Genomic DNA, 23,871 nt, shown 5'->3' with positions numbered 1-23,871 from the left:
TTCTTTTCGTAGGCGCTAATGCAGTATCTGATTAAAAATACATTTACTGGTTGTCTGGGTTCTGAATGTGGTCGTCGCGTTTGAGAGGGTGTGGTTGCGTGATTTAATGACCAGTGATGTAAACCATTCTTTGTGTTCCAGCAGTATTCGTCAACGTTGGAAATTCAAATATATTCAGAATCGTAACAAACCTTTGATTTGAATACTTCCATTTCGTATGAAATCGTGATGTAGAAATCTGCCAGAGTGAAAAGAAGAGGCCAGCTGAGGGGAAAAACGCAGGATGAGTCTGGTGCAGTTGTCCGGCTGGCTGAACGAGGTCAATTAAGAGGTAGCGACTTTTTTTTCCGCTTCGATAATGACCTGTCTGGTGTCGTGTGGAGTGGCGGCTTCACGCAGCTGTTCGACGAAATCCGGAAGCTGCATCAACCTGCCCAGTCGGGCGAGTACTGACAGGTGAGTCGAAGCGTCGGAGCAGATGACCAGAAAAAAAATATCAGTCAGAGACCCGTTTTGAGCGCCAAAGGGAATCCCTGACAGCGTTCGGCCATAAGCGATTAATGGTTCGCCGACGGCGTCGGGGATCGGATTTCGGGGGTGGGGAATCGCGACTCCGTTTTCGAATGCGGTGGGGTAAGCTTCTTCCCGTTCCTGAACGGCCGTCAGGACAGTGGCCGGCTCCCAGATCTGCCAGGTCCTGCCTGCGACTTCAATCAGGCTTTCCAGAACCGATCTTTTGGTGCGCGCATCAAGGGGGACTGCAATCAGTTCTTCAGGCATCAGGCTGCTGATGAGATTATCCGCATCCAGCATGGGGGGCGGATTGGTCTGTTCGACCCGTTCCAGTTCTGAAGTCGTATAGCTGCGCATTTCCTGTTCCAGCCAGTGTGTGATTTCAGTGGAATGGAATTGCCATTCCCCCTGAACCTTACGCCCCGGGATTCTGCCGCGATTGGCCAGTTTTTCCAGTTCTCGGCGGTCGCGGCCTAACTGTTTTGCCAGATCATTCAGGCTAAAGGATTCGTGAGCCATGATGTGTCACCACATTCCAGAAAAATCAGGAGAGAACTAATCTGCGAGGGATTTTTTATTGCTACCTGTATCCAGGGAGCCATAAAAAACGAAGGTGTGAAAAAACAGGCTGGACGTTTTAACAGGATCTGTTTTTTGAGCTGCGCATCAGTAGTGGTCACCATCGTAACCAAAGTATGATCCGTTTATCAATCACAGGCCTGGGTTTTTAACAGGCACACGATAAATCGGTATCGCTCTCTCGCAGAGTTCTTAACTGAACTGCGAAGGGCTTTCCGACTGGCAGGCGAGACGCAGGCTGGTGAGCATTTCTGAATAATCAGTTTGCCAGAACTGTTCACACCAGACTTCCAGGTCATAGAATCCCTGGTAACCGGCTTCATTGATGGCTTCTATCACATCAAAGTTTGGTAACAGTTCCGGGAGGGAATCGCCAGAATCGATTTCGGAAATTTGCACAGAGGCAATCAACGAAATCATGTCAGCGATCAGATTTCGAGCAGACTGATCGAGACAGATGTGCGAGGTGTCGATTGCAATTCCCACTGCGGAATGCTGGCAGTCGTCAATCAGTTTCAGTGTCGATTCGATTGTATTTAGAAAAGTCCAGTTTCGTGCCAGCGGGTTATGCATGGTTTTGAGCGCCAGTCGCGTACCGTTGGCGGCAGCGACATCAGCAAGCCGCTTGAGAGCATCGATTGTCAGTTCCCTCGCATGGTTCACGGTATGCCCGGCACGGGGTCCGCTGGCGACCTGGATTGCCGCTGCATTGACCTGTCCCCCGAATTCAATCAGTTGGATGGCGTCGGTAATGGCTTCGTCAAAAGGGTAATCGTTGTAACCTGTAAAACCTCCTGCCAGGGAAACGCTTGAAACTTTGAGCCCCGAATCGATGACCAGTTCTGCAGACTGCGTTGGTTCGAGATCAAGAATTTTTCGGTTCCAGAGACCAACGGCAGGAATGCCGCTGGAAACGAGGCCGCGCAGACTTTCTTCCAGAGTCCAGTGGTAAGTTGTAATCTGATGAATCGAAATTCGATCCATCAATGAAAGGGCTGGTGTGGGTTGATCAGGTTCGGGGGTTGATGAAGAAGTTGAGAACGAATTGACTTTACGCTGTGAGAGAAGCTCTTTAGTCACTCGGCCACCTGCAGTCTGGAGAGAAGATCAGGTATATTAACAGTCAGTCTGAAGTGACTGACTGGAAATAACAAAAAGTTTACATAGTGAATGATAATCCAGGAGTGTCTGACAGGCAGGGTCAACGATTTGATTTGACCAATGTCATGTCTTGCAGAGTATCATAAGTAATCGCAAAAATTTTTCCATAGTAAAAAAGGAAAAACGATTTTGACTAAGAACCAATATTGCTTATCCACTCAGAAAGTCAACCGACATCGAACAACGTTTTAATGAGTTCAATAAAAACAATGTTTTTTGATTCTGCGTTTTGCTGTTTCAAAAAATAAACAGGTAGTGAAACCTCATGCAGGTGCATCAATCATTAAATGATGTGTCAATAAAATCTGAAAACGTTTGCCGTTTCATCAGAGAAAGCGTCAAAGAAAAACGACCAATGAAGCGCATCGTTTTTCTTGCATTTCTGTTGGACACGAATTTCCTGTCAGGCTTATAGAGGCCTGCAATTCTGTATGACCGAAACGGAATTTCCAAAGCGATTTTTCGATATGAAAATCAATGATGCAGGCGCAATGGTGCCGAAAGTGGACAGCAACTCTTCCATCAGTTGAGCGTGCGGCGGCTTGCTCTGCGATGCGCAGTTCAGGTAGCGCTGATCTGCGTGTGAGGATCGTCTGAAATATTAACCCAGACGTGGACATGGGGAGCACCGCGGTAGTGCCAGACGAAGGCAGGACCTTCCAGTCTCCAGTTATCCCAGACGCCATCATTGCCGATGTCGCCTGACTGATAGAATGAGATACGGCATTGATCGAGTCCGCCTTGTGCTTCGATACATTTTTTGACTTCTTTCTGATCAGAAGCGCGAAACGGTTCGATGAGCAGGTTCAGAACAGACTGCATTTCCTGTTTCTGATCTTTGGTCATATCTGCAATCCGTAAACCAGTGATCTGATCAGGAGATTTTTTGAACTGAATTTTCGATTCCGGCGGTGCCTTGGGAATCAAAGCAGCTTTGCGCTGGTTGCCATCCAGAATTTTGTAAACATGATTGGCTTTCACGGCCTGTTCCCAGAAGACATTACCCGGGTGTCCTGCAGTTTCATTAAATTCTTCTGCAGCATGTCCGTAGAAAATCGGTCCCCCGAATGCCAGATGTTCTGCACTGTCTCCATCACTGCGGACAGTCGTGTGTCGTCCGGTCATCACAAACTGAAACTGATCGGTGCCAGGAGTACCGAAGATGGCAATCGACTGGTCTTCCCCATAACCGCCCTGGTCGTCCATTAACTGTTTACGGATTTTTTTATGCCAGCTGGGGTCAAAGTGACCAAAGAAAATGGCTTCAATTTTTTCCTGCTGATCTTTGGTGAAGAAGTCGCTGTTAACGATGGGCTCTGTGATATTCCAGTTAGCGCGGACATGTTGACGCAGCAGGCCATTTTTGTCTTTATGATCCCAGTCAAAGCAGACCTTTGATTTCTGTGCCGGTGTCAGGCTCTCAAATAACTGTTTTACGAGTGGTTCTGGTGCTGATGTTTTGGCTGCCTCTCCGGTCTGTCCTGCCAGCAATCCTTCGACTCCAAGGAAGGGGGTTCCCGCGATCGCCGCACCCATGGTTCTGACAAAGTGACGACGAGTGATTGAGAGCGAGTCAGGTGTAAACGCAGGCGAGGAAGAGCGTGGATCAAATTGCATAGGAGCACCAGTCTTTTTTTGGATTTGAGGGAGATGGTAACGTTCCGTAATCAAAACAGTCTATCAGCGCTGCAACTTGGACGTCAAATAAATTTAACATTTCACGCTCCCGGTAGCGATTGTGAGATTGGTCCAGGCTGAACTACCCTCTGGTATGGAAATGTCTCAATTTCTTGCTGGTAACAGGCTGAGCCCGGTGTTAGGCTGTTGGTGTGGTGTTGCGTTCAGTGTTCGGGTAGATCCATTTGTGAAATCTGGCACCTGAAACGATGGGCATAATTGAATGTTGATGAGTATGGGTTTAGAATGGCTGGTTCTCTTATCTACATTTCCAGAAACATGTTCTTTTAACAGTCAAGTCGGGCAATTACAGCGTGTTATACATTCTTCATCGACTTTGGGTAGAAGAGAGGCAGTCCGCTGTCCACTCAAATCGACTTATAATGAGAAAACAATTTGCTTTGCTGTTCGTGATCGTAAGCATTGCCGGTCTGTCGTTCTGCAATTTGTCCGCTCATGCGCAAGAGGCTGCACCGCCAGCGAAATCTGGTGCGGATGAGAAGAAACCTCCTGCCGCTCCCGCAGCAGAGAAAACGCCTGAACCCAAGCCCGCTGAGAAAACAGCACCCCAGTTACCAGGGCCGGAAAAACTGTTGAATGGGGGTAATTTCTGGGATCACTGGAAGTATGTCAGCGAAGAAGAGAAAGAGGCTAATCGGAATGTAACCTGGAAGGTGATCAGCGGTGGAAAAGATCAACCCAGTGTCCTGGTCTGTTCCGGAAAACCTTATGGATATATTCGTACTCAAAAGATATACGAAAATTTTCAGTTCAGTCTGGAGTGGATGTATCCCAACGATCCTAATGCCAACAGCGGGATCTTACTGTTCACAGCGGAGCCCGATAAGGTCTGGCCGAAAGCATTTCAGGTTCAGTTGCATCGCCCCGAAGCCGGTTATGTTTTTCCTACGCCGGGAAGCGGTGCCAAATCTGCCAATAAACTTTCTCCAACCATGCCGCTGGATTTACCGGTTGGGAAATGGCATCAATGTGTGCTGACTTGCCGATCGGGAAATATTTCGGTGATGATCAATGGAGTCAAGCTGGGTGAAGTCACCGGCTGCGATCCAAGTAAAGGAACCATTGCATTGCAGAGCGAAGGCTCTGAAATTCATTTCCGCAAACTGGTCGTGGAAGTACTCGCTCCCGAACCGGCTTCACAGCCCAAAGAACCGGTTGCGCAACAGAAGCCCGATCAGCCCTGAGCTGTGGATTATGTTTTAGGTTGCCTGAGTACCAGAGTCGGGCAGGGAGCATGTCTGAGAACCCGTTCCGCGACAGAGCCCAGCGCCAGTCTGGTGATGCCCGTATATCCGTGAGAAGGGATCACGATCAGATCGGTGGAATGGTCTTTTGCGTAATCCGCAATTTTAATACCGGGGTCGCCTACCAGGGTGTCAAAGGTCACACCTTCAATCTGGTGTTTGGCAAATTCTTCTTTGGCCAGCTTGTTCACATGCTCGGTCCGTTTTTCATCGGTCAGCCCACCAAAGAGAACACCCGGTGAAACGAGATCGAGAGGTACCATCACATGTACTACGGTTACAGTTGCTGCGTCTTCTGAAATCTGTATGGCCTTCTTGATGGCTTCCAGTGAGCTTTCAGAAAAATCGACGGGAACCAGGATGTTTTTTCCGGTGAAGTAACTCATAACCCAGTGCTTTCCTTAATGGATGATGTTGAAGAACAACAGCTGTCTTTATTTTATGTTATCTGTGCCGTAATAAACAGCAGTAATCTTGAACGGTGCGCGAATTCCTGTCGTTAATTACTTTCGGCGGAAGAGGCGGCGTTGTCAAACTCTCCTGATTTATAACGACTCCAGTATTTGTCCAGTTCCCGTTTGACGCGATTGGACAACAGCAGGACTCCCAGAATATTGGGAAACGCCATTCCCAGAATCATGAGGTCTCCAAAGTCCAGGACATTTGTCGCCGAGACAACCGATCCGAGTACGACAAACACCAGAAACAGAATCCGATAGGCGAGTGAAATTTTAGCGCTGTCGCCAAACAGAAATGCCCAGCAGCGTTCGCCGTAATAGGACCAGGAGATCATCGTGGAGTAGGCAAACAGGATCACCGAAACTGACAACACATAATTGAAGTAGGGGATCTGTGAATTCATAGCCTCGGAAGTCAAAGCGGCTCCATTGTCAGACTTAATCAGATCCGCATATTGAGGGTCATTGTAAGCACCTGTGATAATCATCACGAGGGCAGTCATCGTGCAGATCATGATGGTGTCGACAAACGGACCCAGTGATGCGACAATCCCCTCTCGAACCGGATATTTTGTTTTTGCAGCGGAGTGAGCGATGGCTGCTGAACCGACGCCCGCTTCGTTCGAGAAAGCGGCCCGTTTGAATCCCACTACCAGTACTCCCAGGAAACCGCCATACATCGCATGGTCGCTGAATGCCCCATCCCAGATTGCCTTGAAACAGGCGGGGATTTGCTGAATCTGCATCACGATAATTGCCAGACATGCCAGAATGTAGATCCCGCACATCAGGGGGACAATCTTTTCTGTCGTACGGGCGATGCTGCGAATCCCGCCGATAATGACGATCCCCACGAAAAATGCCATCAATACACCGTAGGCCCAGTTGTATTCTTTCAGTATCGGGAACGTCTCAGCGACAGCACCCAGTGATTGTTTGACCTGAAACGAGTTGCCACCAGCCAGTGAGCCGCCGATACATAATATCGCGAAGAAAACGGCGAGTGTCTTACCCAGCACCTTCATAAAAGAATTATCGGGATACTGTTCCTGTAAGCCGACGGAAAGGTAACACATGGGGCCCCCCATCACGCGACCGTCCGGGTTAATGCGGCGGTAAATCTGTGAGAGAGTACATTCGGCAAACTTGGATGTCATACCCAGCAATCCGGCCAGCATCATCCAGAACATGGCTCCCGGGCCTCCGGTGGCGATCGCAATTGCGACCCCGGCAATATTTCCCAGACCAACGGTTGCGGACAGGGCGGCTGTCAAAGCCTGAAAGTGGGTGACTTCCCCTTCATCGTCAGGGTCGTCGTATTTTCCCATAATCAGCAGGATCGAATGTTTAAAGGCGCGCAGATTGATGAAGTTCATCCGGAAGGTGAAGTAAGTCGCTCCGATGACCAGCCAGAGCACGGCCAGTGGTGCTCCATTGCGATCCTTTTCCTCGACACCCGAGGTGAGCTGATTCAGTTGATCTTTGGTGAGCGGAACTTTGAAGAAGATGACTTTTTGCAGGTAGGAGTTAAACGTTCCAAAAGCGGAATCGATCTTTGCTTCAATGAAGGAGATTCCTGTTTTGGCTTCCTCTTTTACGGCAGGCTCGCTTTTTTCAGGTGTTGTTTCAGTAGCAGCTTCGGTGCCTGCTGCAGGTGCAGGGGAGTCCTGAAACGCCTGGAGAGGAGATGCCGCTGTGAGGAGCATTGAAAAAAACAGGAGTGCCGCCATGCCGGAGCGAATCAGTTTCGAGTTTGAGGGCCGGTCGGATTTCATAAGAGTCTGTTCCCATTTGCAGTTAACAGTTGTCGTAGATTCAGGTCGAACTGAATTTAAGATCGTTTACAGTGTCTCAAGCGAAAAAACACACGGTCTGTTACCGCTTTTCCTTAATTTTGTAATTGGCTTGGGTTGGTTTTCAGGGCAGGTTTGGGGATAATCGTAGAACCTCCCGTGAGCGCTCCTGGTCTCGCCGTTCTCTTAATCGTTGTATGAGACTATCAAATAAAGGTTTACGTTCCAAGACGTATCTTAAAAAAGCCTCAAAAAGTTCCCGACTTTTGAAACTCAATCTCAATTATTGATTTTTGACAATATTGGTTGTCAAAAATAACCGATCTGCCTAGGATGCTGGTATAAAGAGAATTGAGTATGTGGTGATTCTGGCTCTCTCCAATCACTCTCTTTTCAGGCCATCGGTTCCTTTTTTCATTGCAAGTAGAAATCGATTTATGCGTGTTTCGATTGATGAAAATGATCGTAGTTTTCTATTGGGGCTTAATCGCCTTAAGTCAGCAACGATACACGAGATCTGCGAACAGGAAGGCGTAACCGCGACCGCAGTTCGCCAGCGTCTGGTCCGTTTGCAGGGGCTGGAACTGATTGAGCGAACTCAGGTGAAAGAAGGGCGAGGCCGTCCTCACTATACTTATTCAGTGACGAGTCTGGGGATGCGGTTGCTGGGGGATAACTATGCCGAACTGGCGAATATTCTCTGGGAAGAGTTGAAGGGAATCGATGACGAAGAGTTACGCTGCCGACTGGCGGCGCGAATCCAGACCGCTCTGGTACAACAATATGGAAGAAACGTGGATGCCCCCTCACTCCAGGGACGCATGGAGCAGTTAAAGCAGGCATTGGAAGAGCGTGGGTTTGTGGTCGAACTGGATCATACCGGACCTCTCCCGATTTTACGCGAACATAATTGCCCTTATCACGACATCGCCAGCGAAGATGCTTCGATTTGTGAGTTGGAGCAACGGGTTTTCGAGCGAGTCTTAGGTACAAAAATGAAACTCTCAGAGTGTTGTCTGGACGGGCATCATTGCTGTGAGTTTGAAGCACATATCAGTTAAGTCCGATTTTAATTTATTTGATGTTTCTGAATGCGTTCAGAACTCCGGATGACAGGGTGAAATACGAAAATGAGTTTGTTGAAAATTTCTGATTTACATGTATCTGTTTCTGGTACTCCGATTTTGAAAGGAGTCAATCTGGAAATTAAACAGGGCGAAGTTCATGCTCTGATGGGCCCTAATGGTTCAGGAAAAAGTACGCTGGCTTATGCGATGGCCGGTCACCCGAGTTATGAAATCACCAAAGGTAAAATTGAAATCGATGGCACCGACATTTCAGAACTCGATCCGAATGAACGAGCCCGCCTGGGATTATTTCTGGCATTTCAGTATCCCGTTGTGATTCCAGGGGTCAAAGTTGCTGACTTCCTGCGACATGCGATGTCCAACGTTCGCAACCCTGATCGTAAGGAAGGTGAAAAGCTGATTCCGATGCGTGAGTTTCGTAAGGAACTGCGGGATCAGATGAGTGAGCTGGGCATGGATCTGGAAATGGCCCGTCGTTATCTGAATGATGGTTTTTCCGGCGGTGAAAAGAAGCGGATGGAAATTCTGCAACTGGCGATGCTCAAGCCTAAGTTTGCGGTACTGGATGAAACAGACAGTGGTCTGGACAGTGACGCCGTTAAAGTCGTCAGTGAAGGACTGAGTCGTTTGTCAGGACCTGAGATGGGTGTCCTGATCATCACTCACCACGAACGGTTGCTGGAATTCAATCAGCCGCAGTTTACACACGTGATGCTGGCCGGCCGTATTGTCGAAACGGGTGATGCCAGTCTGGCTGCCGAACTTCACGAGCACGGTTATTCCAGTGTGCGTGAGCGTCATCCGGAAGTGGCAGCAGAAGAAGTTGTCGAAGCAGTCTGATCTGCGGGACTCTGTGAGAGTACGGCAGTCAGTTTCGTTAAGAGTTACGATCGATCAAGCAGTAATACCACTTCCTTGTGGAATGGTTTTAATAAAGAGTGGGAGAATTTGAAATGTCTACCAGGTTGGATACCGATTCGGAAAATGAAAATGTTGATATTGGAGAATATCAATATGGATTTCATGATCCCACAGACAAGTACGTGTTTACCGGTCAGAAAGGCCTGAACGCCGCCGTGGTCGCGCAGATTTCAGAAATGAAAAATGAGCCGGCCTGGATGCGGGATTTCCGCTTGAAGTCTCTGGAGATCTTCGAACAGAAACCAACTCCACAATGGGGCGGCAATCTGAACGAGATTAATTACCAGGACATTCATTACTTTGTCCGTGCCTCTGAAGGGCAGGGGCGCAGCTGGGATGATGTGCCCGACGATATCCGCAAAACATACGACCGTCTGGGAATTCCCGAGGCAGAGAAAAAATTCCTGTCTGGTGTGAAAGCACAGTACGAATCTGAAGTGGTCTACGGCAGTCTGCAGGAAGATCTGGCCAAGCAGGGCGTTCTGTTTACCGATACCGACTCGGCACTGCGAGATCATCCGGAACTGTTCCGGGAATACTTCGGCACGATTATTCCTCCTGACGATAACAAGTATGCTGCCTTGAACTCGGCCGTCTGGTCCGGCGGTTCATTTGTGTATGTGCCCCCCGGAGTTCATATTGAATTTCCGCTGCAGGCATACTTCCGTATTAACTCGGAAAATATGGGCCAGTTTGAACGAACCCTGGTCATCGTTGACGAAGGTGCTTCCTGCCATTACGTCGAAGGCTGTACCGCCCCGACATATAGCTCAAACAGTCTGCACTCAGCCGTTGTTGAAATCATCGTCAAGAGAGGCGGGCGGTTCCGCTACACGACGATTCAGAACTGGTCGAATAATGTTTATAACCTGGTCACCAAACGGGCACATGCCTATGAAGATTCACTGATGGAGTGGGTCGACGGTAACCTGGGTTCCAAGTTGACCATGAAGTATCCTGCCATCTTTCTGATGGGTGAAGGGGCGCGGGGCGAAACCCTGTCGATCGCCTTTGCGGGTAAGGGACAGCATCAGGATGCCGGTGCCAAGATGGTGCACTGTGCTCCGAATACTTCCAGCCGGATTATCTCCAAGAGCATTTCCAAAGATGGCGGGCGTTCCAGTTATCGTGGACTGGTTAAAGTCGATCCCAATGCGGATGGCTGTAAATCGAATGTGGTCTGTGATGCGTTGCTTCTGGATCCGGAAAGCCGCAGCGATACGTATCCCTATATCGAAATTGAAGACAACGATGTAGCCATCGAACACGAAGCCAGCGTTTCTAAAATCGGTGAAGAGCAGCTGTTCTATCTGATGAGTCGCGGGCTGACTGAAGCAGAAGCATCATCCATGATCGTGACCGGGTTCATCGAACCGCTGGTCAAAGAGCTGCCGATGGAATATGCCGTCGAAATGAATCGTCTCATCGAACTTCAGATGGAAGGCTCGATTGGTTAATTCTGCGAGTTCATATTCAAAAACATTCTCATTCAAAAATTGAAAAAGCAGACTTCAACTCACTGAAGAGGTTTGAAGTTCTACTGAATCGTTACTGAAAGCATAACAGACAATAGTATGAGTACTTCATCCGTTAATACTTCTGCTGACATTCCGGCTGGATTTAGTGAAGCCGCTTTCGAAGCATTTCTGGCAACCCGCGATGAACCCGCCTGGGTAACAGAATCGCGTCGTCAGGCCTTCAAGCGTTATTCGGAACTTCTGGAAACGGAACTCGATCCGGAAGAGTACCGTCGTGTTGATTTACGGGCACTCAGACCTGATCGTTTTCAGTTGAGCGCCGCTTCCGAGTCTGCGGAAACGCAGCAGGCGTCAACATTGTTGAAAGAGCAGGCTGAGTTTGCCGGGCATGTCACACATGTGGACGGGCAGCTGATCTCCAGCGAGCTTTCTCAGGAACTGGCTGCCAAAGGCGTCGTTTTCGGAGATCTGGCAACTGTTGTCCGGGAACACAGTGATCTGGTTCAGAAGTATTTCATGACGAAGGCGGTCGACAGTAATACTGATCGGTTCTCTGCCTGGCATGCTGCATTCTGGACAGGAGGGACTTTCTTATATGTTCCTCGTAATGTTGTTGTAGAGGCACCGTTGCATAGTCTGATTACGCTGCAGGCAGAAAAGGCTGCCGACTTCAGTCACACACTGGTCATTCTGGAAGAGGGGGCTTCAGCCACCCTGCTGGAAGAGACCGCCTCAACGACGGAAGAAAATCTGGGTCTGCACTCAGGAGCCGTTGAGTTGATCCTGGCTAAAGAGGCCCGGCTGCGATATGTCCAGCTGCAAAACTGGAATCACAAAGTCTGGCACATTGCTCATCAGGCGGGACGTGTTGAGAATAACGGGTTCCTGCAATGGACGGTTGGCGGAATCGGTGCCAAGCTGGCTCATATTCATCAGGACGTCGTACTCGACGGACGTGGTGCAGAGGCGGAAGTCAATGGTGTGACGTTCTCAACTGATCAGCAGATCCATTCGTTCTATACGAAACAGGCGCATAATGCTCCGGAAACGCGTTCTGATCTGCTGTATAAACAGGTCCTTCGCGATCATTCACGGGCGATCTGGCGGGGAATGATCCGGGTTGAACCGGAAGGTCAGCAGACGAATGGCTACCAGAGAAATGACTCCCTGATGCTTTCTCCCACCTGTCGCGGTGATGCCATTCCCGGGCTGGAAATCGAAGCTGACGATGTACGCTGTACCCACGGGGCAACCGCTGGTCGCGTGGACGAAGAGCAGATTTTCTATTGCATGTCACGAGGCATGTCGGAATATGAAGCAATGCATATGATTGTGGAAGGGTTCTTCCAGACCGTGTTTGACCGGATCCCGGTAGAGGTCGTCAGAGAAACTCTGAATCAGGCAATTATCAAAAAATTAGGATTTGGTCGGTAACATTCCGCTGATCACAGACAATTAACAGTACACAGAATATGCCTGACTTCGAAGAAATTGCATCAATCAATGATTTTGGCGACGCAGATCGGCTGGAGGTGTTCCTTGGAGATACACCTGCTCTCTTGATACGTGTTCAAGACCAGTTTCTGGCGATTGAAGATGTGTGCACCCATGATGGGCAACCGTTGACCAAAGGATGTATTGAAGGGGGAGCCATAATCTGTCCCCGCCACGGAGCGCGTTTTGATCTCAAAACCGGAAAAGCGCTCTGTATGCCTGCCACCAAGCCAATTCAAACTTTTGAAGTGGAAGTCAGGGATCAGAAGATATACGTTCGTCATTAAATTGGCAAAATTCAAAAAAATTGCCCGATTTAATACGAATCAAACGATGCTTAAGGTCGTTTTCTAATAATCATATTTATCAGTGCTGGTGCCGTTGCATATCAGTATGGCTATTAACTAAGTATCGTTGTTGAATTAAATAGATGTTTAGGTGCAGCTCACTTTTAAGGGAAAAGGATAATGTCAGACGAAGTCAACAAGAAACCTGAAGACAATCAGGACGGGGCTGAAGAACAGTTACCTGTGTTTTCTGCCTTCCGGGGAGTCGGAGGCGATGAGTCTCTGGTTGATGCGCTGAAGCAGGTCATCGATCCCGAATTGAATATCAACATTGTAGACCTGGGACTTGTGTACGATGTAAAGCGATCAGATGAAAATCAGGCCAAGGTCAATGTTTCGATGACATTAACCAGTCCAGCCTGTCCGGCCGGTCCGCAAATCATCACTCAGGCGAAGATGGCATTGGAACGTCTGGATGATGTCGATGAAGCCAGCATTCAGCTGACAATGTCGCCCCCCTGGTCACCTGAATTGATGACCGATGACGCGCGTGATGAACTCGGGATTTTTTAAACCAACTGGATCAAAGTAAAACAGGAAGCGCCTCCTGTTCCTGCTGTTGCCAGTCTTTTGTTGTGAATTGGATTCATATTCCCGGGATTACTTTAACTCATCTTTTCGATTAAAAGTTCCCGCACAACTTTGGGGTCAGCCCCTTTCACCTCTCGCATGACCTGTCCGATCAACGCCCCCACAGCTGCCTGTTTACCGCTCTGGAAATCCGCGACCGCTTTTTCGTTCTTCGCGACGACGGCTTGAACTGCTGCTTCCAGGGCCCCCGTATCGGAAACCATGGCCAGTCCTTTATCCTCAATAATGGACTGGACTGAAGCAGCGTTGAGCTCCGATTCTTCCGAATTGATCAGTTCCTGGAAAACCGTGCGGGCGCTTTTGGTGGTGATTTCACTGTGTTCTACTTTCTCAAGCAAAGCAGCCAGTACATCAGGCTTGATGGTGAAGGCAGAGATTTCAAGCCCCCTCTCTTTCAACTCGCGCAGGACATCCTGGGTGACCCAGTTGGCTGCCTGTTTCCCGTTCTGGCAACCTTTGGCGACTTGTTCAAAGTAATCTGCAAATGCCAGTCCCTGGTCGATGATGACCGCTGCATCATACGCGGAGAGTTCGTATTCACTTTCCAGACGATTTCTGCGGAGCGCCGGTCGTTCGCAGAGTTCACTGCTGACTTTTTCCCGCTCTGCATCGGTGACAGTCACTGGTGCCAGATCGGGGTCCGGGAAATAGCGATAGTCGGCCGCTTCTTCTTTGCCCCTTTGTTCCAGTGTGATACCCCGGTCGGCATCCCAGCCGCGTGTTTCTTTAGGAACATCATGCAGGCTCAGTTTCGTTTCCTGCCAGGCTTCCCACTGGCGTTTGACTTCAAATTCAATCGCTTGTTCAACACCGCGGAAGCTGTTGAGGTTTTTGATTTCCACAATCGGAGTCGGAATGGTTTCACCGTTCTCCTGGTGAATATGCAGGTTGACGTTGGCGTCACAGCGCAGGCTGCCTTCCTGCATGTTGCAGTCGGAAACATCAATGTAGGTCAGCAGCAGTTTCAGTTCTTCCAGATACTTGCGGGCTTCCTGAGCCGAACGCAGGTCCGGCTCGGAAACGATTTCAACCAGTGGAGTGCCACAGCGGTTGAGATCGACTTTACTGTCGTGTCCCCGTCCGGATTCATCGTGGCTGTTTTTGCCGGCGTCTTCTTCCAGGTGAGCCCGGATGATTCCCACTTTTTTGGTTTCGCGGGTTTCCGGATCAATTTCAATTTCCAGCCAGCCATTCTGGCTCATTGGCAGATCGTACTGGCTGATCTGATATGCTTTCGGCAGATCCGGGTAGTAGTACTGCTTGCGGTCCCACTTGGTGAACGAGGGGATTTCGCAGTTGATTGCCAGTCCGGTTTTCATGCCCAGATGAAAGGCTTCCCGGTTTAAAACCGGAAGTGCGCCAGGCAGTCCCAGGCAGACCGGGCAGGTCTGTGTGTTGGGATGGTCCGGATTGAATCTGGTCGAACAGCCACAGAAAAGCTTGGTTCTGGTCTGCAACTGCACGTGGACTTCAAGACCGATGATGACCGTATAGTCCATTCTGTCACGCTACCCTTTATTCAGTATTAAAAGTATCTGGTTTCAATCTTATGTTGTCAGTCGTGGCTTCGTTTCAGCTATTCAGGACGCTGCCGATGCCAGTCTGTTTCCCGTTCAAACATCCGGGCGGCTCGCAGTAGCCGTTCCTCTTCCAGCGGTGGTGCCAGCAGTTGCAGGCCGATCGGGAGTTTATTCTGGCTCATGCCTGCCGGGACTGAGACACCGGGGATGCCAGACAGGTTTGCGCTGGTCGTAAAAATGTCTGCCAGGTACATTGCCAGTGGGTCGTCCACCAGTTCGCCGATCTCAAACGCCGGCGTCGGGGTGACGGGGGAGGCGATGATGTCCACCTTCTGAAATGCCTGTTCGAAGTCGTTGCGAATCAGTCGTCTGACTTTGAGTGCTTTCAGATAGTACGCGTCATAATAACCGGAAGAGAGAGCATAGGTCCCCAGCATGATACGGCGTTTGACTTCATCGCCGAACGCTTCACCACGACTGGCGGCGTACATGTCAATCATGTTGTCGAACTGTTTTGCGCGATAACCGTAATGCACGCCATCGTAGCGGGCCAGGTTACTGGATGCTTCAGACGGAGCGATAATGTAATAAGTGGCGACACAGTATTTGGCGTGCGGGAGTTCCACGGGAATCAGTTCTGCGCCCAGGGATTTGTAAACATCGAGTGCCTGTTGCGTTGCCGCTTTCACATCTTCATGCAGACCTTCTGCGTGCAGGTGTTCGATATAACCGACCTTGAGGTTTTCCAGAGGCTGTTCCAGGTTCTTTGTGTAGGATGGGACGTCTGCTTCCAGGCTGGTGGTGTCGCGCTGATCTTTGCCGGCAATGGTTTCCAGCAGCAGGGCAGCGTCTGTGACATCTCTGGCGAACGGACCAATCTGATCGAGCGAACTGGCAAAGGCCACGAGCCCATACCGAGAAACGCGTCCGTAGGTTGGTTTCAGGCCGACGACGCCGCAAAAGCTGGCTGGTTGCCGAATCGATCCACCGGTATCGCTGCCCAGTGAAAGCGGAGCAAATCCCGCAGCGACAGCAGCTGCAGAGCCTCCACTGGATCCCCCGGCGGCGCACTTAGTATTCCACGGGTTCGCAGTCGTTTTGAAGGCCGAATTTTCGGTCGATGATCCCATGGCGAATTCATCGAGATTAGTTTTACCGATCAGGACTGCATCTGCTGCTCTAAGCTGTTCGACAATGTGAGCGTCGTAAGGAGGAGTAAACGCTTCCAGCATCTTACTGGCGCAGGTGGTGGTGGCACCCTTGGCGCAGATGTTATCTTTGAGAGCAACCGGGATGCCAGCCAGTTTTCCCAGCGGTTCGCCCGCTTTTCGTTTCCGGTCGACTTCACGGGCGGTTTCCAGTGCCGTTTCTTCCTGCAGGGAGAGAAAGGCATTGATACTGTTGTCTCGACGGGCAATTTCTTCCAGGCAGGCAGCAGTGATTTCTTCGCTGCTGACTTCCCCGGCATTCATTTTCGCCAGCAGTTCACTGGCGGTGGCTGAAGTGATAGACATGGACTGTCGAGTCTCCATATAAGTTTTAAAGGCCCGACTTGTCAGCAAGCCGGGCCTTGGATTATTGCTTTTATGTGCTCAAGGGTAAAGACGCCGGTCAATTACAGAATGGCTGGAACGAGGAAGTATTTCCCGTCTGTCTGAGGTGCATTGGACAGCGCCTGTTCCCGGGGGAGACTTTCCTGAAGCTGATCGTCTCGAAAGACATTCGAAATCTCAATCGCATGTGCCATCGGTTCGATGTCTGTCGTATCCAGCTCATCCAGCATGGCGATGTATTTCAGTACGGACCCCATCTGTTCTCCCAAGGCTGTGATTTCCGTTTCGGAAAGTTTCAGCCTGGAGAGTGAAGCGACTTTCAGAACTTCATCCTGAGTGAGTTGGGTGCTCATGGTCGATTTACTCGAGAGCAGGTGTCTGAATTAGCTGGCAGGTAGCGTAAATGGTTTTTTAGCAACAGCTTTGGTGATTTTACCGGAGCGAATGCACTGTGTGCAGACGCGCTGGGTTACCACACTGCCGCCGTCCTGAACCCGGATTTTCTGCAGGTTGGGGCGGAAGACGCGCTTGGAAACGCCGGTTGTCTGACGTCCGTTACCGCCGAGGTATTTGTACTTACCACGCTGACGAACTCGATTACCAACTACAGGAGTCTTGCCACAGGCATCACACTTCTGACCCATTTGTATACTCTTTAACTATCTAGTGGGTTTTGAAAAAGTCAGCATTTGCTGATTTCAATTGACGTAAAGCGACCGCAGATTAACAGATTCGGCCAGCTGAGGAACCCAATAGTATATTTTCCCCGCCTGAGAATGCAACCGAAGCCACTGACTTATCGATTGCTGTAGCGGGAAAACTTGAAAAATGTGTTCTCAATCTGATTTCAGAAGATTGCAAATTGTACTATTGGGGACAGTTTTTGAAAAAAAGGTCCCGTCCTGAAATACGGGGCTGAAAAAATAAATCTCCTTAAATCCTTTCTGTCAAATGCCTTGCGAGACAGGTTTTTTGTGAGGTTGTTCATTGGCACGCAAATCGCAAATACCAGAATTCAGACAAGGCAATCACCTGTGGACAGGTCAAATTGCAACGAGGTAAACCAAAAGATCAAATCTGAAAAGCGATTTATTATAGATAAAAGGAGTGACAACGATGCTGGTTTTGACACGGAAGTTAGCTGAGGGGATCCGAATTGGCGATGACATTCTTGTGAAAGTCATTCGGACGGGGAAAGGTTCAATCAAAATCGGCATTGATGCACCGGATGATCTTCGAGTCGTTCGGGCTGAGTTGTTCGAGGAAGAAGAGGGCATGGAAAAGCAACCGGTGATCAAAGGGCTGGGAAAGGATCAGGACGGCGAGGGTCTGCCTGAAGCAAGCAGCCGGGGCACTTTATCGGTTGTCGAAGCAGCTCGCCTGGTCTGTTAAATCGAACTGAAAAAAAACTGCTGCTGACGGCAGAGTAGCCCAGGGGGGGATTTTTTAATCGACCGGATTGAAAAGCGGGCTGGCCGTCAGTTGCTGAGTACGTGTGTGAGGTGCGGTGAGGAAAGAGTACGACGTTAACAGATTCTGCTGCAACAGCTCCGGCTTGTTGGGTTGTTCCGTGAAGTGGCAAGCCGCGTGATGTTGTGACAGATCTTTAAGAGCAGAAAATGATCAAACTATGATGGTTTTCTGTGAAGTGATTAATTACCGGGTGTTCCAATTTGATAGTCAGTGTGTATGTGGGGTAGGTTGACTGTCATTTCATGAACACCCGGTAATTTTATGCGCTGAGACGGAGCGTCTTAAGAAACAAGATTGACGTTTACCGTTCTGGCAAACGATAATCACTGTCTGTTGAAAAACTGACTCTTGAGACAGATCGCCGCGCAATCATGACACATCATGTTGATTATCTGGTACTGGGACTGGGAGGGATGGGGAGCAGTGCACTCTATCATCTTTCAAAACGCGGTTTGAATGTTCTGGGAATAGAACAGTTTGGCGCGGCACATGACCGGGGCAGTTCTCACGGTGAAACGCGTATCATTCGCAAGGCCTACTTCGAGCATCCGAATTATATTCCCCTGCTGCAGCGTGCTTATGAATTGTGGCACGACCTGGAACAGACCTCAGGTAAAACACTGTTCAACCAGTGTGGGCTGATGGTGGCAGGACCCGCTGATGGGGCTGTGATCCGAGGTGTGCACCTGGCAGAGGAACTTTATGACGTTGAAGTGGAAAACGTCTCTCCCACAGATGCCGTCGAGCGATTCCCCGGATTTCATATACCAGACGGTTTTGAAGTGACGCATGAACCGGAGGCCGGCTTTCTGTATGTAGAAAAATGCGTGCAGACTTATCTGGAGAGTGCGCAGGCACAAGGGGCATCCGTCTGTCTGAATGAGCAGATTCTGGAAGTGAAAATCAGCGACCGGTCCATCGAAGTCACGACAGATCAGCAGTCGATTACCGCTGATTCATTAATCGTGACAACGGGGGCCTGGAGCAGCGGCTGCCTGAGCGAATTACAGTTGCCACTGGAAGTTGTACGGAAGGTGTTGTTGTGGAATCCGGTTCGTGAGCCGGTTTACAATCTGGATGCAGGGCGGGGGAGTTTCTTTTTTGACATGCCAGAGGGAGAGTTCTACGGCTTTCCTTCACTGGATGGAGCGACTCTCAAACTGGCGGAGCATACCGGAGGGGAAACGGTGGATGACCCTTCTCATGTAGATCGGTCGCTGCATGAGAGTGATGTGCCTCGCGTTTCCCGTTTTGTGGAAGCCGTAATGCCGGCACTGGATCCACGGCCCATGAGGCACGCCGTCTGTATGTATACACGGACTCCCGATGGGCATTTTATTGTTGATCGGCATCCTGCGAATCAGCGGGTGGTTTATGGAGCCGGATTCTCAGGGCACGGATTCAAATTTGCGTCTGTGATGGGAGAGATTCTGGCTGATCTGGCTACGACGGGCGCAACTTCATTACCGATCGAATTCCTGTCGGCTGAAAGATTCAGCGAATGAAGGACATTCAGTCTGCGGGAGTCGTGGGCAGGATGTGCCCCATCTTGTCGCGTTTGGTCTGCAGATAGAATTCCCGATCTTTATGGGGAGGGGCAACTATGGGCACCTGCTCTACTACTTCCAGATCGAAACCCGTGTAAACGTCGGAATCCGTTTTCTTAGGATTGTTGGTCAGCAGGCGGACTTTCGTCAGCCCCAGGTCTTTCAGGATCTGGACACCAACGGTGAAGTCCCGGCTGTCTGCTTTGAATCCCAGCTGGATGTTCGCCTCGACCGTGTCGTAACCCTGATCCTGCAACACGTAGGCTTTGAGTTTGGGGATCAGTCCAATCCCGCGACCTTCCTGAGGCAGGTACACGACGGCTCCGGCACCTGCCTCGTTGATGGCAGACATCGCCATATGCAGCTGATCGCCGCAATCACAACGTAGTGAATCCAGCAGATCGCCTGTAAAGCAGGATGAGTGCATGCGAACCAGTGGGGCTTCTACAGCAGAGAGATCTCCCCATACCAGTGCAACCGGTTGCTGGCTTTCGTGTTCTACCGAGTAGCCGATCACCTGGACTGTGCCATAGTTTTTGGTGTTGATGGGGACTTCAACTTCACGATGCACCAGCTTCTCACTGATGTAGCGATGTCGAATGACTTCGGCAGTCGAAATGATCGGAATGTCGAATTGCTCGGAAATTTCCCGCAACTCCTGGGCGTCGGCCATGCCGAAGCCTTTCTGGCTGAGAATTTCAATCAGCACGCCGACCGGTTTCAGGCCAGCCATCTGCAACAGGTCGCCGGTCGCTTCGGTGTGGCCGGCGCGACGCAGAATTCCCCCCTGTTTGGCGAGGAGAGGATGGATGTGTCCCGGACGGACAAAATCTTTTGCCTGTGCGTGTTCGTCACTCAAGGCGCGAATGGTAATCGCGCGGCATTCTGCACTGACTCCACTGCCGCTGTCTTTGTGGTCAATCGGAATCAGAAACTGCGTCTGGTTGGGGGCTGTATTTTCTTCCGGGCCGACAATCGGATTCAATTGCAGGCGGTCTGCCACTTCTTCCGGCAGTGAAACACAGAGTTCACCACTCCCATAGCGGAGCAGGAATTGCACGATTTCCGGTGTAATGGCTTCGGCTGCGACAATAAAGTCGCCTTCATTTTCCCGTTCGCTGGAGTCAGTCACGATGACCGGCTTGCCCGCCCGTAATTGTTCGAAGACGCGTTGAATATTGGAGATGGATGAGTCAGCGTGAGCAGGGTCAGACATGGGTACGATTTGAAGCTACCTGGAATGTGGGATAAACAAATACTTAAAAATTTTTCCTGCAGGCAGTTCCCGTCGGAAAATCTATGCTAACTTTATTCTATAGAAGTGAGTTGGGCTGGCAATCAAAGAAATCCCGATTTTAAGAGAACGGTCTGATTACCCTGGAAATAAATGTCAGCCAGGCTGAATTACAGGCTTTCTGCGGCCAGGAACCATCTGTGGAATATGCCGTCCTTACCGGTTTTGATGGTAAAATCGTATATGACATGTGAATATTTTCTGACGAGTTGGACCACAGCCGGTATTGATGTTAAGTGGACAAAAAAACATAAAACATTGAGAAGGTATGTTAAAACGTTGACAATTAAATATTCTTTGATACATTGAATATCTTAGGAAAAGTACTTTGCAGTAAAGCTCTTTTTCCTGACCCGCAAAATTGAATCACTCAGTCACCACTGATTGGTTAACTTACCTAAAAAACTTTCCTGAAAAAACCAGCCAACAGCAAGCGTCTTACAAACATCATACTTTTCATGGTCTGCGTGATATCGCGCCAAACCTGATCACTATCAGACCAGAAGTAAAGAACGAAACCAGTTGCACAGGAGTTGACGTATGGATTTCCGAATCAATGGCTCTCGGACACCCCAGGTCCTTATGTTGTGTGGAGTGTTGACTCTGTCACTCTTCTCTGGAATTGCGGATGCGGCACCAGCTGCTGCCGTTGCCCCTGTCGATTTCAAAGAGATCCAGGTAGGTCCACATCCAGGTGGCAAAGAAGTACTTCAACTGAGAGGCCCTGACTCCCGGCAACAGGTCGTTGTTACTGGAGTGCTTGCCAATGGTAAGCAGCAGGACGTGACCCGCGATATGGCTTACGTGATTGCCGATCAGAGTATCGCTTCCATTTCCAGCGACGGTTACCTGACTCCTTTAAAAGACGGTCAGACGACATTGACCATGACAGCGAAGAATGGTAAGTCTGTTTCCATTCCCGTCGCTGTGCAGGGAATCTCAACTCCGGAAGCAATTAACTTTAAAAATCAGGTTGTGCCGATCTTTACCAAACTGACCTGTAACAGCGGTGGCTGTCACGGCAAAGCCAGCGGACAGAATGGTTTCAAACTGTCATTGCTGGGCTTTTATCCGGAAGACGACTTCGAGTTTCTGGTCAAAGAAGGCCGCGGACGTCGCCTGTTTCCCTCTTCACCGGCGGAAAGCCTGTTGTTGATGAAAGGGACCGGAATCACACCTCATGGTGGCGGAAAGCTCATTAAACCCGATTCCTATGAATATCGTCTGCTGTATCGCTGGATCGAGCAGGGGATGCCTTATGGAAGCGAGAATGATCGTAAAGTGGTCTCCATCGAATGTTATCCTCCGACCCGCACCATGGATCAGGAAGCAGAGCAACAGATTTCTGTGATCGCAACTTATTCAGATGGATCGACCGAAGACGTAACTCGGATGGCTTTGTTTGAAGCCAACGATACGGAAATGGCCGAAGTGAATAAGACAGGTCTGGTCAAAACACTGACCTTGTCTGGTGAAGTCGCCATCATGGCCCGTTATCAGGGGCAGGTCTCCACGTTCCGTGCGACGATTCCTCTGGGTGTCGAAATTGCATCTCTGCCCCAGTCACGTAATCTGATCGATGAAGCCGTCTTCAACAAACTGAAAGTTCTGGGGATTCCTCCTTCACCGGTCTCCAGCGATGCCACGTTCATGCGACGTGTTTACATTGACATCACGGGAACAACACCGACCGAAGAAGAAGTCAAAGCCTTCCTGGCTGACAAAGATCCTGCCAAACGTGACAAGCTGATTGATAAACTCATCGACAGCCCCGCGTATGCTGATTACTTTGCCAACAAATGGAATATGGTGCTGCGTAACAAAAAGCTGCAGCCTGTTGATATTGCCGGAACCAATGCCTTCTATCAGTGGATCTGGGACAGCCTGTATGAGAATAAACCTTACAACGAATTTGTAGGCGAGATCCTGTCTGCATCGGGTGAGTTTCGTCAGAACCCGGCTGTGGTCTGGTATCGTGAAGTCAATACCGTTGAAGAGCAGGTGGAAGATACAGCCCAGCTCTTCCTGGGACTTCGTATTCAATGTGCCCGGTGCCATCACCATCCGTTCGAAAAATGGAGCCAGGATGACTATTACGGTCTGGCCGCATTCTTCAGCCGCGTGGGAACAAAAGATCCGACTGCCGGTTCGATTGGCGAACGTGGTTTCCGGGATCAGCGGGTGTATCACAAAGAAGGGATGGCCACAGCGAAAAATATCCGCTCTGGTGAAAACCTGAAGCCAACCGCACTGGGAATGCAGCCTCTGGAATTAAGCCCCGAACGCGATCCACGCGTTGCGTTAGTGCAATGGTTATCGCGAACCGATAATCCGTTCTTCGCGAAAGCACTCGTGAACCGCTACTGGAAACACTTCTTTGGTCGCGGCATTGTCGAACCGGAAGACGACATGCGTGCCACCAATCCACCTGCTAATCCTGAGTTGCTGGATGGATTGTCCAGGCATTTCGTGGAAAGTGGATTCGATATGAAAGAACTGGTACGGACGATCTGCCGTTCCAATGCTTATCAGCTCAGTTCACTGCCTAATGAATACAACCTGAAAGATAAACAGAACTTCTCGCGTTATTATCCCAAACGATTGACGGCCGAGGTGCTGTACGATGTCTTCCATCAGGTGACGAATTCCTCACAGCGTTTTTCTGGCTTGCCGGCTGATACGAAAGCCATTCAGATTACTGATGCCACTTCGGCTCCTTACTTCCTGAAGGTGTTCGGTCAGCCACAGGCGGATACCGCTTGTGAATGTGAACGCTCTCAGAGTGCGAACCTGGCACAAAGTCTGCATCTGCTGAACAGTAAAGAAGTTCAGGATAAGATCACCGGTGCTTCGAGCCGGGCAGCTTTGCTGGCCAAAGATACGAAACGGACCAACGAGGAAAAAGTTCAGGAACTTTATCGCTGGGTTTATTCTCGTGCTCCCCAGGAACAGGAAATGAAGTTTGCCCTGTCCTATATTGAACGACATAAAGAAAAGCCACAGATTGCTTATGAAGATATTATCTGGGCTCTGATCAATACCAAGGAATTCCTGTTCAATCATTAAAATTGACTGGCAGCGAACATTCGATGCCATCAGCGTGCCCACCAGTGTGCTGA

General features: G+C 49.8%; 20 protein-coding genes. 10 read left to right on the top strand and 10 right to left on the bottom strand.

The features are described 5' to 3' along the window. Positions 1-324: 324 nt before the first annotated feature. The 3 genes from ACN0YN_RS07830 to ACN0YN_RS07820 form a co-directional block, all read right to left on the bottom strand. Positions 325-1,032 (bottom strand): PTS sugar transporter subunit IIA, encoded by a 708-nt coding sequence (locus ACN0YN_RS07830; RefSeq protein ID WP_417384446.1) that lies wholly within the window; start codon positions 1,030-1,032, stop codon positions 325-327. Between the two features lie 252 nt (positions 1,033-1,284). After that, on the bottom strand, positions 1,285-2,172 hold the full coding sequence (locus tag ACN0YN_RS07825; protein ID WP_417384445.1) for a sugar phosphate isomerase/epimerase family protein: 888 nt from the start codon (positions 2,170-2,172) through the stop codon (positions 1,285-1,287). A 642-nt stretch (positions 2,173-2,814) separates the two neighbouring features. Then, positions 2,815-3,870, bottom strand: coding sequence for a DUF3500 domain-containing protein (locus ACN0YN_RS07820; RefSeq protein ID WP_417384444.1), 1,056 nt, complete (start codon positions 3,868-3,870; stop codon positions 2,815-2,817). Positions 3,871-4,313: 443 nt separating this feature from the next. Here ACN0YN_RS07820 and ACN0YN_RS07815 point away from each other — a divergent pair, with 443 nt between their 5' ends. Next, complete coding sequence (locus ACN0YN_RS07815; RefSeq protein WP_417384443.1) at positions 4,314-5,135, top strand: 3-keto-disaccharide hydrolase; 822 nt, start codon at positions 4,314-4,316, stop codon at positions 5,133-5,135. Between the two features lie 8 nt (positions 5,136-5,143). On the opposite strand, the gene ACN0YN_RS07810 is transcribed toward ACN0YN_RS07815, so the two are convergent. Further along, positions 5,144-5,581 (bottom strand): universal stress protein, encoded by a 438-nt coding sequence (locus ACN0YN_RS07810; protein WP_417384442.1) that lies wholly within the window; start codon positions 5,579-5,581, stop codon positions 5,144-5,146. 113 nt (positions 5,582-5,694) lie between these two features. Then, positions 5,695-7,428, bottom strand: a complete 1,734-nt coding sequence (locus tag ACN0YN_RS07805) for an alanine/glycine:cation symporter family protein (protein ID WP_417384441.1) — start codon at positions 7,426-7,428, stop codon at positions 5,695-5,697. Positions 7,429-7,883: 455 nt separating this feature from the next. On the opposite strand from ACN0YN_RS07805, the gene ACN0YN_RS07800 reads away from it, so the two are divergent. The 6 genes from ACN0YN_RS07800 (at position 7,884) to ACN0YN_RS07775 (ending at position 13,287) form a co-directional block, all read left to right on the top strand. Next, a complete protein-coding gene (locus tag ACN0YN_RS07800) occupies positions 7,884-8,507 on the top strand; it encodes a helix-turn-helix transcriptional regulator (protein ID WP_417384440.1) in 624 nt (207 codons plus the stop codon). A gap of 69 nt (positions 8,508-8,576) precedes the next feature. Further along, a complete protein-coding gene (sufC, locus tag ACN0YN_RS07795) occupies positions 8,577-9,374 on the top strand; it encodes a Fe-S cluster assembly ATPase SufC (protein ID WP_417384439.1) in 798 nt (265 codons plus the stop codon). Between the two features lie 113 nt (positions 9,375-9,487). Continuing rightward, positions 9,488-10,912, top strand: a complete 1,425-nt coding sequence (gene sufB, locus ACN0YN_RS07790) for a Fe-S cluster assembly protein SufB (RefSeq protein WP_417384438.1) — start codon at positions 9,488-9,490, stop codon at positions 10,910-10,912. A gap of 117 nt (positions 10,913-11,029) precedes the next feature. Continuing rightward, a complete protein-coding gene (gene sufD / locus ACN0YN_RS07785; RefSeq protein WP_417384437.1) occupies positions 11,030-12,367 on the top strand; it encodes a Fe-S cluster assembly protein SufD in 1,338 nt (445 codons plus the stop codon). A gap of 38 nt (positions 12,368-12,405) precedes the next feature. Further along, positions 12,406-12,714, top strand: coding sequence for a Rieske (2Fe-2S) protein (locus ACN0YN_RS07780; protein WP_417384436.1), 309 nt, complete (start codon positions 12,406-12,408; stop codon positions 12,712-12,714). A 180-nt stretch (positions 12,715-12,894) separates the two neighbouring features. Continuing rightward, positions 12,895-13,287 (top strand): metal-sulfur cluster assembly factor, encoded by a 393-nt coding sequence (locus tag ACN0YN_RS07775; protein ID WP_278444427.1) that lies wholly within the window; start codon positions 12,895-12,897, stop codon positions 13,285-13,287. Between the two features lie 92 nt (positions 13,288-13,379). On the opposite strand, the gene gatB is transcribed toward ACN0YN_RS07775, so the two are convergent. The 4 genes from gatB to rpmB all read right to left on the bottom strand — a co-directional run bounded on the left by gatB (position 13,380) and on the right by rpmB (position 17,082). Continuing rightward, positions 13,380-14,864 (bottom strand): Asp-tRNA(Asn)/Glu-tRNA(Gln) amidotransferase subunit GatB, encoded by a 1,485-nt coding sequence (gatB, locus tag ACN0YN_RS07770; RefSeq protein WP_417384435.1) that lies wholly within the window; start codon positions 14,862-14,864, stop codon positions 13,380-13,382. Positions 14,865-14,941: 77 nt separating this feature from the next. After that, positions 14,942-16,399, bottom strand: a complete 1,458-nt coding sequence (gatA, locus tag ACN0YN_RS07765; RefSeq protein ID WP_417384434.1) for an Asp-tRNA(Asn)/Glu-tRNA(Gln) amidotransferase subunit GatA — start codon at positions 16,397-16,399, stop codon at positions 14,942-14,944. A gap of 101 nt (positions 16,400-16,500) precedes the next feature. Continuing rightward, a complete protein-coding gene (gatC, locus tag ACN0YN_RS07760) occupies positions 16,501-16,791 on the bottom strand; it encodes an Asp-tRNA(Asn)/Glu-tRNA(Gln) amidotransferase subunit GatC (RefSeq protein ID WP_417384433.1) in 291 nt (96 codons plus the stop codon). A 30-nt stretch (positions 16,792-16,821) separates the two neighbouring features. Beyond that, the gene (gene rpmB / locus ACN0YN_RS07755) at positions 16,822-17,082 is read right to left on the bottom strand and encodes a 50S ribosomal protein L28 (RefSeq protein ID WP_002645854.1); all 261 of its coding nucleotides are present in this window, start codon (positions 17,080-17,082) and stop codon (positions 16,822-16,824) included. 472 nt (positions 17,083-17,554) lie between these two features. Between rpmB and ACN0YN_RS07750 the strand changes: the two genes are divergently transcribed. Both ACN0YN_RS07750 and solA read left to right on the top strand, forming a co-directional pair. Then, the gene (locus tag ACN0YN_RS07750) at positions 17,555-17,830 is read left to right on the top strand and encodes a carbon storage regulator (RefSeq protein ID WP_417384432.1); all 276 of its coding nucleotides are present in this window, start codon (positions 17,555-17,557) and stop codon (positions 17,828-17,830) included. 452 nt (positions 17,831-18,282) lie between these two features. Further along, on the top strand, positions 18,283-19,416 hold the full coding sequence (solA, locus tag ACN0YN_RS07745; RefSeq protein ID WP_417384431.1) for an N-methyl-L-tryptophan oxidase: 1,134 nt from the start codon (positions 18,283-18,285) through the stop codon (positions 19,414-19,416). 7 nt (positions 19,417-19,423) lie between these two features. Here the strand turns inward: solA and ribA are convergent, their stop codons facing one another. Next, on the bottom strand, positions 19,424-20,674 hold the full coding sequence (gene ribA, locus ACN0YN_RS07740) for a GTP cyclohydrolase II (protein ID WP_417384430.1): 1,251 nt from the start codon (positions 20,672-20,674) through the stop codon (positions 19,424-19,426). Between the two features lie 618 nt (positions 20,675-21,292). Between ribA and ACN0YN_RS07735 the strand changes: the two genes are divergently transcribed. Further along, a complete protein-coding gene (locus ACN0YN_RS07735) occupies positions 21,293-23,818 on the top strand; it encodes a DUF1549 domain-containing protein (protein WP_417384429.1) in 2,526 nt (841 codons plus the stop codon). The last annotated feature ends 53 nt before the right edge of the window (positions 23,819-23,871 follow it).

Source organism: Gimesia sp. (assembly GCF_048260065.1).
GTDB lineage: Bacteria > Planctomycetota > Planctomycetia > Planctomycetales > Planctomycetaceae > Gimesia.
Note: the sequence above shows the minus strand (reverse complement) of the source record. Positions and strands in the feature narration are given on the sequence as shown.

Coding starts and splice junctions, on each gene's coding strand:
- ACN0YN_RS07830 (WP_417384446.1), bottom strand. CDS start 1,032: ATGGCTCACGAATCCTTTAGCCTGAATGATCTGGCAAAACAGTTAGGC.
- ACN0YN_RS07820 (WP_417384444.1), bottom strand. CDS start 3,870: ATGCAATTTGATCCACGCTCTTCCTCGCCTGCGTTTACACCTGACTCG.
- ACN0YN_RS07815 (WP_417384443.1), top strand. CDS start 4,314: ATGAGAAAACAATTTGCTTTGCTGTTCGTGATCGTAAGCATTGCCGGT.
- ACN0YN_RS07810 (WP_417384442.1), bottom strand. CDS start 5,581: ATGAGTTACTTCACCGGAAAAAACATCCTGGTTCCCGTCGATTTTTCT.
- ACN0YN_RS07805 (WP_417384441.1), bottom strand. CDS start 7,428: ATGAAATCCGACCGGCCCTCAAACTCGAAACTGATTCGCTCCGGCATG.
- ACN0YN_RS07800 (WP_417384440.1), top strand. CDS start 7,884: ATGCGTGTTTCGATTGATGAAAATGATCGTAGTTTTCTATTGGGGCTT.
- sufC (WP_417384439.1), top strand. CDS start 8,577: ATGAGTTTGTTGAAAATTTCTGATTTACATGTATCTGTTTCTGGTACT.
- sufB (WP_417384438.1), top strand. CDS start 9,488: ATGTCTACCAGGTTGGATACCGATTCGGAAAATGAAAATGTTGATATT.
- sufD (WP_417384437.1), top strand. CDS start 11,030: ATGAGTACTTCATCCGTTAATACTTCTGCTGACATTCCGGCTGGATTT.
- ACN0YN_RS07780 (WP_417384436.1), top strand. CDS start 12,406: ATGCCTGACTTCGAAGAAATTGCATCAATCAATGATTTTGGCGACGCA.
- ACN0YN_RS07775 (WP_278444427.1), top strand. CDS start 12,895: ATGTCAGACGAAGTCAACAAGAAACCTGAAGACAATCAGGACGGGGCT.
- gatB (WP_417384435.1), bottom strand. CDS start 14,864: ATGGACTATACGGTCATCATCGGTCTTGAAGTCCACGTGCAGTTGCAG.
- gatA (WP_417384434.1), bottom strand. CDS start 16,399: ATGTCTATCACTTCAGCCACCGCCAGTGAACTGCTGGCGAAAATGAAT.
- gatC (WP_417384433.1), bottom strand. CDS start 16,791: ATGAGCACCCAACTCACTCAGGATGAAGTTCTGAAAGTCGCTTCACTC.
- rpmB (WP_002645854.1), bottom strand. CDS start 17,082: ATGGGTCAGAAGTGTGATGCCTGTGGCAAGACTCCTGTAGTTGGTAAT.
- ACN0YN_RS07750 (WP_417384432.1), top strand. CDS start 17,555: ATGCTGGTTTTGACACGGAAGTTAGCTGAGGGGATCCGAATTGGCGAT.
- solA (WP_417384431.1), top strand. CDS start 18,283: ATGACACATCATGTTGATTATCTGGTACTGGGACTGGGAGGGATGGGG.
- ribA (WP_417384430.1), bottom strand. CDS start 20,674: ATGTCTGACCCTGCTCACGCTGACTCATCCATCTCCAATATTCAACGC.
- ACN0YN_RS07735 (WP_417384429.1), top strand. CDS start 21,293: ATGGATTTCCGAATCAATGGCTCTCGGACACCCCAGGTCCTTATGTTG.